This window comes from Xanthomonas sp. NCPPB 3174 (genome assembly GCF_056725205.1).
On sequence record NZ_CM161517.1, the window covers coordinates 89,219 to 100,401 of the forward strand.

An 11,183-nucleotide genomic window follows, 5' to 3' on the forward strand; every position below is an offset into this window, starting at 1 on the left:
GAACTGGCGCTAGCGGTCGCACCCTCACCCCCGGCCCCTCTCCCGGTGGGAGAGGGGGGCGACGCCTCAGTCCTTGGGCTTGCAGGGATCGTCGCGGCGCAGCAGGCGGCCCAGCCGCGACTGCGGTTCGCACGGCGGCGGCGCCGGTTGCGCGGCCTTTGCCGCCGCGGCGGCGGCGTCGCTGCGCTGCTGCTGCAGTTGCGCCAGCTTGGCCTTGATCTGCGGCATCGCCGCCAGTGCGGCCTTCTCGCCTTCCAGGATCGCGGCGTTGCGCTGGGCGAAGTCGGCGGCGCCGATGTCGTTGACCTTGGGCCGGATCACGATGTCGGCACGGCCCAGTTCCTGCTGGCCCAGGCGCTGGCCCATGATCGCGATCGACTGGTTGACGGTGCCGAGCATGCTGCCCGGGTTCTTGCCGCTGGCCTTGCTGGAGATGTCCACGGCGATGACGAAATCGGCGCCGAGCTGGCGCGCCGCATCCACCGGCACCGGGCTGACCACGCCGCCGTCCACGTAGTGGAACTTGCCGATGGTCACCGGTTCGAACACGCCTGGGATGCTGCTGGACGCGCGCACCGCCTGGCCGGCGTTGCCGCGCACGAACACGGTGCGCTCGCCGTCTTCCAGCCGCGTGGCGACCGCGGCGAACGGCTTGGCAAGCTTCTCGATCGGCTTGCCCTTGAGCTGGGCGTTGACGTAGTCCTGCAGCGCCTGGCCCTGCACCAGGCCGCCGGAGAACAGGCGCATGTCGCGGATGCTGCTTTCGTCCAGCGCCACCGCCGCCTGCTGCATCTGGAACGCGTCCATGCCGCTGGCGTACAGCGCGCCGACCACGCTGCCGGCGCTGGTGCCGGACACCACCGTCGGCTCCAGGCCGTTGGCCTGCAGCATCTTGATCACGCCGATGTGGGCGAAGCCCTTGGCCGCACCGCCGCCCAGGGCGATGCCGATGCGCAGCGGCTTGGCCGCCGGCGCAGGTAGCGGCGCCGGTCCGGTCACCACCCGGGCCGGCGGGGCCGGCTTGGGTTCGCCGCCGCAGGCGGCAAGCAGGCCGAACAAGGACAGGGACAGCAGCAGGCGCGGGGAACGGAACACGGTCATGGAAGCGTCGCGGAAAGGAAAAGAGGAAGGAGCCGGCGCGAGCATAGCGGCATCCTCCTGCACCGCCCACGACTGGAGGTCATGCGGGGGTGGTCCGGGCGCTTCAGTGACGGCGCGGAGGTCGAGTCTGCGAGGCGCTTCGCGCCCCGGACCCTCACCCCAACCCCTCTCCCGGGGGGAGAGGGGCTGAGCATGCCGTCTTAGAACCTGTTGTCGCCGTCCAGGATCCGGCCGAAGTCGCCCAGCACCGAGCCTTCGCCGCGGTTCTGCCCGCCGCCCTGCGGTGCGGCGGCGAGCATGCGTCCGGCCAGGCGCGAGAACGGCAGCGACTGCAGCCAGACCTTGCCGGGGCCGGTGAGGGTGGCCAGGAACATGCCTTCGCCGCCGAAGAACATGCTCTTGATGCCGGTGACCGGGCGCACGTCCATGTCCACCGAGGCGTGGAACGCGACCACGCAGCCGGTGTCCACGTCCAGCCGCTCGCCGGCGGCCAGTTCGCGCTCGACCACGCAGCCGCCGGCGTGCACGAACACCCAACCGTCGCCCTCCAGCTTCTGCATGATGAAGCCTTCGCCGCCGAACAGGCCGGTCATGATCTTGCGCTGGAAGTGGATGCCCAGCGACACCCCGCGCGCGCCGGCCAGGAAGCTGTCCTTCTGGCAGATCAGGCGGCCGCCGTGCTGGTCCAGCTTCATCGCCAGCACCGTGCCGGGGTAGGGCGCGGCGAAGGCGACCTTGGCCTTGCCCTGGCCCTGGTGGGTGAACACGGTGGTGAACAGGCTCTCGCCGGTGACCAGTCGCTTACCGGCCGACAGCAGCTTGCCCATCAGCCCGCCCTGGTTGGCGCCGGAACCGTCGCCGAACACGGTGTCCATCTGCACCGCCGCGTCCTTGAACATCAGTGCGCCGGCCTCGGCCACCGCGCTCTCGCCCGGGTCCAGCTCGATCTCCACGAACTGCATTTCGTGGCCGACGATGCGGTAGTCGATTTCGTCGGCGCGGCCGCCGGCGGCGGGCGGCGGTGGCAGGCCCGGCGGCAGGAAGGACGCGCCGCCCTGCAGCGCGGCGATCTGCGCCACCGGCAGCCAGCCGCTCTGGCCCTGGCACCAGGCCAGCGCAGTGGGGTTGTTGCGGGCGAAGGCGACCGCGTCGGCATCGTCGAACGGGCCGGAGCGGGTCTGTTCGCTGCCGGTCAGGAAATACCACTGGGTCATGGGTGCAGGTCCTTGGCGGGAAGTCGCGCGAGTCTAGCCTGCCGCCCCGGACCGTTCGCATCTGCCCAAAGGCAGGGGGCGGTGCAGGCGGCCGAACGCCGTGCCTACAACGCGCTGGCCGGCCGCACCTGCAGGGCGCCGGCCTCCGCGGCGCAGTCGCCGGCCGGCACGCGCCCGGCCGCGCGTGCGGCGGCGATCTCGCCGCGGGCCGCGGCCAGGTCGGCACGGAAAGCCGGGTCGTCGTGCAACCGCGCCACCGTGGCCGCGCCAATGAACCGGCCGGCGAGCACGTCGCTCTGCCAGTGCACGTTGCACACCAGCCGGCTTTCGCCGTAGTTGCGGCCGCGCGCGATCAGCGCATCGGCGCGCTCGGGCGCGATCTCGCTCAGGGTCAGCGCCCAGGCCCAGCCGATGGCGCTGTGTCCCGACGGATACGAGCCGCTCTGGCGCAGGTCGTCCAGATCGCCCGGGGTGCACACCGCCTGCTGGTTGCGCAGGAACGGCCGCGCGCGCTGGTACTGGCGCTTTGCCGCCTTGGTGGCGGCGCTGGCGTCGATGCGGCTGCGCTCCAGCAGGGTGTACAGGTGCGGGGTGTGCTGCGCGTCGATCGCCACGCCCAGCGCGCAGGCGAACTGACCGGCGCCGGTCGGGAAACTCAGATCGGCATCGCGCGCGGCCTGCTGCCAGCGCGCGCTGCCGCGCAGGGCCAGCGCCTCGCGGTTGACCGCCAGGTCCAAGGCCTCGCCCGGTGAGCCGGCCGCCGGGGGCGCCGGTAGCAGCTGCAGGCTGTCCGGCACCGCGGTGGCCGGCAGATAGCCCACCGCCTTGGCCGGGACAGGTGCCGGCGCACGCAGCGCGGGGCCGCTGCAGGCGGCCAGGGCGAGTGCCAGCACGGCGGCGGCGGAGCGGACACGGCAGGCGGGCGACACGGACATGCGAACTCGGACAGCGATGGCGGACCGGTCAGTGTACGGCGCGGCGCAGTGACGGGTCGCCCGTGGCGACATGCCGCGGCGCGCGACCGCTGTAGGAGCGGCTTCAGCCGCGACGGGCGTTCCCGGGAAGGCGTCGCGGCTGAAGCCGCTCCTACGGATGCCGACGGACGTATGGCCGGCATGGCCTTTGCCCGCCTCAGCCCCCGTCACGCTCCCCGCGCGGCGGGAAGCGCAGCACGACCCCGCGCGGCGCCTGCGGCGGCTGCCACAGCACCGGCACCTGGGTCGGCGCTGGCGGTTCCAGTTCGTCGTCGGCGACGAGGAGGTCGTCGGTGTCTTCCTCGTCCTCCCAGCTGTAGCGCTTGCGCGGCGGCAGCGGATCGCGGTGGCGCAGCAGCAGCGCCGCGACCACCCCGCCCACCGCGCCGCCCAGGTGCGATTGCCACGACACCCCGTCCTCGTGCGGCAGCACCGTCACCAGCATGCCGCCGTAGAACAGGAAGGCGATCATGCTGGCGGCGATCGCGGCACGGTCGCGGCGCAGCAAGGCCAGTACGAACACCAGGAACAGCAGGCCGTGGGCGACGCCGCTGGCGCCCAGGTGATGGCTGCCGGGATCGCCCAGCCACCAGGCGCCCAGGCCCGAGCCCAGCCACAGCAAGGGCAGCCCGGCCAGGGTGGCGCGCGGATACACGCTGCCGGCCAGGGTGCCCAGGATCAGCAGGGCGCCGGCATTGGCCCCCAGATGCTCGAGCGAGCCGTGCAGCAGCGGTGCGGTGAGCACGCCGAGCAGGCCGGCGGCCGTGTGCGGTGCCACCGCCCAGGGCCGCCAGTCGAACAGGCCCTGGCTGGCGAACACCGCCACCAGCACCGCCACGAAGGCCAGGCTGACATTGAACGCGCGCAGGATCCGTGCGCGGTCGAAGCGGCCCTGCGTATCGGGCTCGGGCGTGGGCGAGGGGAGCGAAGAGGTGTCCATGCTCCCTGGATGGCGGCGCCGGGCGTCCAAGGCAAGGCGCCGCCGGTGGGAGGGACTGGCCGCGGCCGCGGGACAATCCGTGGCCGCGGCACAGGTGCCGGGTCAGTGCGCCGGCTTGGCCGGGCGCAGCAGGCTCAGCACCACGGTGGCGCCGATCACCACCGCCACCGCCAGCAGCGACACCAGCACCGGGATCTTGTACAGGTCGATGATCAGCATCTTGGTGCCGATGAACACCAGCACGATCGCCAGGCCGTAGGGCAGCAGGTGGAAGCGGTCGGCCATGCCCGCGAGCAGGAAGAACATCGCGCGCAGGCCCAGCACCGCGAACACGTTGGAGGTCAGCACGATGAACGGGTCGGTGGTGATCGCGAAGATCGCCGGGATGCTGTCCACCGCGAAGATCACGTCGGTGATCGCGATCAGCATCAGCACCGCGAACAGCGGGGTGAACCAGCGCTTGCCTTCCTGGGTCACGCTCAGCGCGTTGCCGTGGTACTGCGGGGTCAGGCGCAGATGCTTGCGCATGAAGCGCAGCACCGGGTTGGCTTCCAGGTCGGGCTCCTTGCCCGCGGAGAACCACATCTTGATGCCGGTCAGCAGCAGGAACGCGCCGAACACGTACAGCAGCCAGTGGAACTTGGTCAGCAGCACCGAGCCGGCGAAGATCATCACCGCGCGCAGCACGATCGCGCCGAGCACGCCGATCACCAGCACGCGCTGGCGCTGCTCCTCCGGCACGGCGAAGTAGCTCATGATCATCAGGAACACGAAGATGTTGTCGACCGCCAGCGACTTCTCGACCAGGTAGCCGGTCAGGAACTCAAGCCCCAGGCGGTTGCCGGTGGCCACGTCGATGGTCTCGCGCAGGTACCACCACAGGCCCGCGTTGAACGCCAGCGCCAGCGCGATCCAGCCGATGCTCCACCACAGCGCTTCCTTGAAGGTGACCTTGTGCGGACCGCCGTGGCGCATCAGCACCAGGTCCGCCAGCAGCGCCACGACCACCACGATCGCGAAACCGCTCCACAACCACACGTTGCCTATCGTTTCCATTGGGAATCTTCCGTCAGTGAACAGGGAACCTTGGGGCCGCGGCGGCGGAGGCGTTCCGGACGGAGACGACGGATGTCGTCCAGAGGGTGCCTTCGCCACTGCGGCGAAGGTCTCGCTCGCAACCGGCGGACCGGTTGCCGTTGCACCGGAGCCCGCGGGCTCGAATTGACGGCGACAACGTCGGGAGCTACTCCCCTTCTGCGGGCATTCTTGCGGCTGCCGGCGGTGCCGTCAATCGGGGCGGCTACAATGGCGTTCATGAATAGTCCCCTGCCCGTAGTCCGCCTCAAGAACGCCTGGCGCTCCAGCCATCCTTGGATCTTCCAGAAACTGGTCGAAAAACCCGCCGCCAGGCCCAAGCCGGGCGCGCTGGTGGACGTGGTCGGGGTGGATGGCGACTGGATCGGCCGCGGCTTCTACAACGGCCACTCGCGCATCGCCGTGCGCATCCTCGAGACCCACCCCGACATCGCGGTCGACGAATCGTGGTTCGCGCGCAAGATCGCCGAGGCGGTGTCGCTGCGCCGTGACGTGCTCAAGCTGGACGCGGTCAGCGACGCCTGGCGCGTGGTGCATGCCGAGGGCGACGGGCTGTCTGGGCTGGTGGTGGATCGCTACGGCGACCTGCTGGTGGTGGAATTCTTCAGCGCCGGCATGTTCCGCCACCGCGAGTGGATCTACGCCGCGCTGCGCGCGCAGTTCCCCGGCGCGCGCTTCTACAGCTTCGCCGAGGAGCACGTGCAGAAGCAGGAGAGCTTCGACTACCGGCCGGTGTCCAGCAGCGGAGAGCGCCCGGAGCCGGCGATCATCAGCGAATACGGCGTGCGCTTCCGCGCCGATCCGGCCGGCGCGCACAAGACCGGCTTCTTCGCCGACCAGCGCGAGAACCGGCAGTGGCTGAGCCAGCAGGTGGAGGGCAAGCGCGTGCTCGACCTGTGCTGCAACACCGGCGGCTTCGCGGTCTACGCCAAGGTCCGCGGCGCCACCGAGGTGGTCGGTGTGGACATCGACGAGGACGTGATCGAGATCGCCAAGGGCAATGCCCGCCTCAACGACGTGCGGCCCAAGTTCGTGCAGGCCGACATCTTCCCGTACCTGCGCGACGCCGCCGCCCGCGGCGACCAGTACGACGTGGTGATCCTGGACCCGGCCAAGATGACCCGCGACCGCGACCAGGTGATCCCGGCGCTGAAGAAGTACCTGGACATGAACAAGCTGGCGCTGGGCGTGGTCGCCCCGGGCGGCCTGTTCGCCACCTTCTCCTGCACCGGCCTGGTCGCCGAGCACGAGTTCCTGGACATGCTGCGCCGCGCCGCCTACTTCTCCGGCCGCACCATCCAGATCCTGAAGGTGGCCGGCGCCGGCGCCGACCACCCGTTCATGGCCCACGTGCAGGAGTCGCGCTACCTCAAGGCGGTGTTCTGCCGCGTGCTGGACTAGCGCGCCGCGCATGCGCCAGGCCGAACCGCGATGCCTGCGTGACGGCCTGATCCGGGCGCGCCGGCCGGCGCTCGCCGCCGCCGCTGCATGAAGATCGTCATCGCCCCGGACGCGTTCAAGGAAAGCCTGTCGGCGGCGCAGGCCGCGGCGCAGATCGCGGCCGGCTTCCGCAGCGTGTTCCCGGACGCACAGTACGTGCTGCTGCCGTTCGCCGATGGCGGCGAGGGCACCGTGGACGCGCTGGTCGCCGCTGGCGGTGGACGCCGGGTCGCCTGCACGGTGACCGGGCCGCTGGGTGAACCGGTGGCGGCGCAGTTCGGGTTGAGCGAGGACGGCGACACTGCGCTGATCGAGATGGCCGCGGCCAGCGGGCTGATGCTGGTGCCGCCGCAACGGCGCGACCCATGCCTGACCGGCACCCGCGGCGTCGGCGAACTGATCCTGGCTGCGCTGGATGCCGGCGCGCGCCGGCTGCTGATCGGCATCGGCGGCAGCGCCAGCAACGACGGCGGCGCCGGCATGGTGCAGGCCCTGGGCGCCCGCCTGCTGGACGCGCACGGCCGCGACCTGGCCGCCGGCGGCGCGGCGCTGGGCGCGCTGGCGCGCATCGACCTGGACGAGCTGGACCCGCGACTGCGCGACTGCACCATCGAGGTCGCCTGCGATGTCGACAATCCGCTGACCGGGCCGACCGGCGCCTCGGCGGTGTTTGGGCCGCAGAAGGGCGCTACGCCAGCGATGGTCGCCCAGCTCGACGCCGGCTTGCAGCACTACGCCGAGGTGATCGAACGCACCCTGGGCGTGGCGGTGGCGCAACTCCCCGGAGCGGGCGCCGGCGGCGGCATCGGCGCGGCCTTGGTCGCCTTCTTCGGCGCGCGCCTGCGGCCGGGGGTGGAGATCGTCGCGCAGGCGCTGGGGCTGGAAGCGCAGCTGGCCGGCGCCGATCTGCTGGTCACCGGCGAGGGCCGCCTGGACGGGCAGAGCGCGCAGGGCAAGGTACCGGTGGGGATCGCCCGCATCGCGCGGCGCCACGGCGTGCCGGTGCTGGCCATCGCCGGCGGCCTGGGCGACGGCGCGGCGGATCTGCATGCGCAGGGGATCGACGCGTTGTTCGGCGCGGTGCAGCGGATCTCCACCCGCGAGGCGGCCCTGGCCGACGCCGCGGATGCCCTGCGCGCGGCGGCACGCAACGTGGCTGCCGCGATCGCGCTGGGCCAGCGCCTGGGCGTCTCCCGGACGCAATAGCAGCCCGTTCCGCTGGTTCGGCTTGCGGCGCACTGCAAGCCGCGGCGTTGGTTCGCGATACGTCAGCCCCTGTGGGAGGGACTTCAGTCCCGACGCGATGACGTGTGCTTGCCGCAGGATCCCGCGAGGCCGCTGCTCAGCGCGTCGCGGCTGAAGCCGCTCCCACACATGGGCACCCGCCAGCGGATGCGTCACGCGCAGGCAAGCCGTGTGGGAGGGACTTCAGTCCCGACGCGGTGAACCGGCAGTTGTCGCAATGCGGGGGAAGGAACCCATCCCAAGGCCAGGCATGGGTCCGCGCCGGGGTCCGCTTTCGCCAATCCCAAAATCCCCAATCCCCACTCCCTTCCCCGCACCAAACGGGTGCTACAGGCCGCGCCTATTTGGCGCACGCCGCCCCATTCAGGTAAACTGAAAACGTTTACAACACGGATGCTTCCGCCATGGAAACCCCCAATCTCCCGCAACGCGCCCCGCTCAGCCCCAAGTGGCAGTTCCGCTTCGACTTCTTCGACCGCCATGGCGCCCCCTCCACGCCCGAGTACAAGGCCGCGTTCAAGGCGCTGCCGTTCATGGAGCGGTTGAAGATCAACATGAACTTCTTCGCCCTGTTCTTCGGCTTCATCTACTTCTTCGTCCTCGGCATGTGGCGCAAGGCGCTGGGGCTGATCGGCATCTCGCTGGTGCTGGGCATCGTCGCGGCGTTCCTGCCCGACGCGCTCGGCCGCGGCCTGGGCATCGCCTACTCGCTGCTGGTCGGCATGGCCGCCAACTACGCCTACTACCTGGACCAGCGCAAGGGCAGCGTCAGCTGGAACCCGTTCGAAGGCGTGCGTTGGTGGTAATGGCCGGGTGTGGCGGCGCGAGCATGCGCCGCGCCGCCACGTCAGTCAGCGCCTGCGCTTCCAGAACTGCCAGGCAGGCGCCGGCTTCGGCGTGATCGCCGCGGCGGTTGCCTGCGCCGCGGCCAGTTGCCCCTGCACGCCGGTCAGTCGCTCCTGCGCATCGAACGCCAGGACGATGCGGGTGTTGCCGCGGGTCGCCACGGTCTGCGCGGGTTCGCGCTGCAGCGCAAAGCCCTGGTCGGCCAGAAAGCCGTCGGTCATGGCCCGGTGGTCGAGTTCGAACTGCATCGGCAATTCGCCGAGCAGACGCAGCACGCGGGCGTCGTCGCAAGGCGCGAAGACTGCGGCCGGCACGTCCTCGAGCAGGAAGAACAGGGCGCCGCCATCGTACGGCGCGCGGTAGTAGCAGCGCCCACGCAGGGCGCCGGCGAGCAGGGCGATGTGGTGGCCGGCGTCCGCGCCCACTGCCGAGGATGGTTCGACTAACTCTTCGATGCCTTCGCGCTCGCCGTACGCGCGTAGCGCGATCGCGTCGGTCAGCAGGGCCGGCGGCAGGTTGCTGGCGGTGTTGGCCCAAGCCCACAGCCAACTGGCGCTGGCCTCGGCGGCCGTGCCCAGCAACTGCAACGGAAACGACAGATCCTCGCCGAAGTGCACCCGGCCTTCGCCCAGGTCCACCTGCCAGCGACGATCGGCCAGCACGTCGGCCAGCGCCAGTTGGCGGGCATAGGCACTGCCGATGTGGCGTGCCAGCGCCGCCCGGAATGCCGGACTCATCGCGGGGTCTGCGCGCGCTGCAGCAGGCTGTTGCGGCGGCCATACAGCAGGTAGGCGACCACGCCCAGCGCGTTCCACAGCCCGAACCAGATCTGCGTGGTGTGCGGCAGGCTCCAGAACAGGTACAGGCAGCCGCCGATCGCCAGCGGCCCGACCAGCCACGCCAGCGGCGTGCGGAAGGTGCGGGCGCGGCCGGGTTCGCGGCGGCGCAGGACCAGCATGCAGGCGGCCACGGCGATGAAGGCGGCCAGGGTGCCGGCATTGGCCAGCGCGGCGATCTCGTCCAGCCGCGCCACGCCGGCCAGCGCCGCCACCAGCGCCGCGGTGAACAGGGTGGTCGCCACCGGCGTGCCGGTGCGCGCGTTGACCTTGGACAGCCCGCGCGGCAGCAGGCCGTCGCGCGACATCACGAAGAAGATCCGGCTCTGCCCGTACAGGAACGCCAGCAGCACGGTCGGCAGTGCGATCACCGCGACCACGCCGATCGCCGCCGCCGCCTTGCCGTGGCCTAGCTCGCGCAGAATCAGCGCCAGCGGCTCGGCGCTGGCACCAAACACGTCGTAGCGCATCGCACCGACCGCGGCCAGCGCCACCAGGATGTAGATCAGGGTACAGCCGATCATCGAGCCGACGATGCCGATGGCCAGGTCGCGCTTGGGGTTCTTGGTTTCCTCGGCGGCGGTGGAAATCGCATCGAAGCCGTAGAAGGCGAAGAAGATGATCGCCGCCGCCGCCATCACCCCGTGCGCGACGCCGTCGGCGCCGACCGTCTTGGGGAAACCGTAGGGCATGAACGGGTGCAGGTTGGCGCTCTGGAACGCCGGCAGCGCCACCGCCACGAAGATGCCCAGGGCGATCAGCTTCAGTACCACCAGCACCGCGTTGAGGGTGGCGCTCTCCTTGGTGCCGGCCATCAGCAGGCCGGCCACGGCGAAGGTGATCAACACCGCCGGCAGGTTGACGATGCCGCCGGCGTGCGGCCCGGCAGTGAGCGCCGCCGGCAGATTCAGATCCATGCCGCTTTGCGCGCTGGCCCAGTGCAGGAAGCCAACGAAATAGCCCGACCAGCCCACCGCCACCGTGCTGACCACCAGCGAGTACTCCAGGATCAGGCTCCAGCCCACCACCCAGGCGATCGCCTCGCCAAGCGCGACGTAGCTGTAGGTATAGGCGCTGCCGGCGGCCGGCATCATCGTCGCCATCTCCGCATAGGCCAGCGCCGCGCAGGCGCAGATCGCCCCGGCCACCGCGAACGACACCAGCACCGCCGGCCCGGCCAGTTGCGCGCCGACCCCGATCAGGGTGTAGATGCCGGTGCCGACGATCGCGCCGATGCCCAGCGCCACCAGATGCGGCCAGCTCAGCGAGGGCACCAGCCGGCGACCGGCCTCGTGGACGGTGACCAGGTCGAGCGACTTGCGCCGGAACAGGAACGACATGCGGGCCTCGGGTGCGGAAGTGACAAGCCCGGCAGTGTCGCCGAATGCAGTGCAGCAAAGCTATGCCTGTGGCGCGGTATGGCACGGCGCTTGTGCGGGTCGATGCGAAGCGGTGTCCGGCTTTATCGCGCGGAGACCGCTGTATCTCTCTG

The 11,183-nt window shown here is 70.9% G+C and carries 10 protein-coding genes; 3 read left to right on the forward strand and 7 right to left on the reverse strand.

Features of this window, described 5'->3' with window-relative positions:
* Positions 1 to 66: 66 nt before the first annotated feature.
* The 5 genes from AC1PK7_RS00440 to AC1PK7_RS00460 all read right to left on the reverse strand — a co-directional run bounded on the left by AC1PK7_RS00440 (position 67) and on the right by AC1PK7_RS00460 (position 5,285).
* Positions 67 to 1,101 (reverse strand): patatin-like phospholipase family protein, encoded by a 1,035-nt coding sequence (locus AC1PK7_RS00440; protein ID WP_481099495.1) that lies wholly within the window; start codon positions 1,099 to 1,101, stop codon positions 67 to 69.
* 200 nt (positions 1,102 to 1,301) lie between these two features.
* Positions 1,302 to 2,315, reverse strand: a complete 1,014-nt coding sequence (locus tag AC1PK7_RS00445; protein WP_481099496.1) for a TIGR00266 family protein — start codon at positions 2,313 to 2,315, stop codon at positions 1,302 to 1,304.
* A gap of 104 nt (positions 2,316 to 2,419) precedes the next feature.
* Entirely contained in the window at positions 2,420 to 3,250 is an 831-nt protein-coding gene (locus tag AC1PK7_RS00450) for an acid phosphatase (RefSeq protein ID WP_481099497.1), read from the reverse strand.
* 196 nt (positions 3,251 to 3,446) lie between these two features.
* The gene (locus AC1PK7_RS00455) at positions 3,447 to 4,229 is read right to left on the reverse strand and encodes a rhomboid family intramembrane serine protease (protein WP_481099498.1); all 783 of its coding nucleotides are present in this window, start codon (positions 4,227 to 4,229) and stop codon (positions 3,447 to 3,449) included.
* A 102-nt stretch (positions 4,230 to 4,331) separates the two neighbouring features.
* Entirely contained in the window at positions 4,332 to 5,285 is a 954-nt protein-coding gene (locus tag AC1PK7_RS00460; protein WP_017913055.1) for a TerC family protein, read from the reverse strand.
* A 258-nt stretch (positions 5,286 to 5,543) separates the two neighbouring features.
* On the opposite strand from AC1PK7_RS00460, the gene AC1PK7_RS00465 reads away from it, so the two are divergent.
* The 3 genes from AC1PK7_RS00465 to AC1PK7_RS00475 all read left to right on the forward strand — a co-directional run bounded on the left by AC1PK7_RS00465 (position 5,544) and on the right by AC1PK7_RS00475 (position 8,815).
* Positions 5,544 to 6,725 (forward strand): class I SAM-dependent rRNA methyltransferase, encoded by a 1,182-nt coding sequence (locus AC1PK7_RS00465; protein ID WP_152180921.1) that lies wholly within the window; start codon positions 5,544 to 5,546, stop codon positions 6,723 to 6,725.
* An 87-nt stretch (positions 6,726 to 6,812) separates the two neighbouring features.
* Positions 6,813 to 7,970, forward strand: a complete 1,158-nt coding sequence (locus AC1PK7_RS00470) for a glycerate kinase (protein WP_481099499.1) — start codon at positions 6,813 to 6,815, stop codon at positions 7,968 to 7,970.
* A gap of 443 nt (positions 7,971 to 8,413) precedes the next feature.
* A complete protein-coding gene (locus AC1PK7_RS00475; protein ID WP_371180758.1) occupies positions 8,414 to 8,815 on the forward strand; it encodes a DUF2628 domain-containing protein in 402 nt (133 codons plus the stop codon).
* Positions 8,816 to 8,860: 45 nt separating this feature from the next.
* Here the strand turns inward: AC1PK7_RS00475 and AC1PK7_RS00480 are convergent, their stop codons facing one another.
* Both AC1PK7_RS00480 and AC1PK7_RS00485 read right to left on the reverse strand, forming a co-directional pair.
* Complete coding sequence (locus AC1PK7_RS00480) at positions 8,861 to 9,592, reverse strand: DUF6882 domain-containing protein (RefSeq protein ID WP_481099500.1); 732 nt, start codon at positions 9,590 to 9,592, stop codon at positions 8,861 to 8,863.
* A complete protein-coding gene (locus tag AC1PK7_RS00485) occupies positions 9,589 to 11,031 on the reverse strand; it encodes an amino acid permease (RefSeq protein ID WP_481099501.1) in 1,443 nt (480 codons plus the stop codon). The genes AC1PK7_RS00480 and AC1PK7_RS00485 overlap by 4 nt, the downstream gene beginning before the upstream one ends.
* Positions 11,032 to 11,183: the final 152 nt, after the last annotated feature.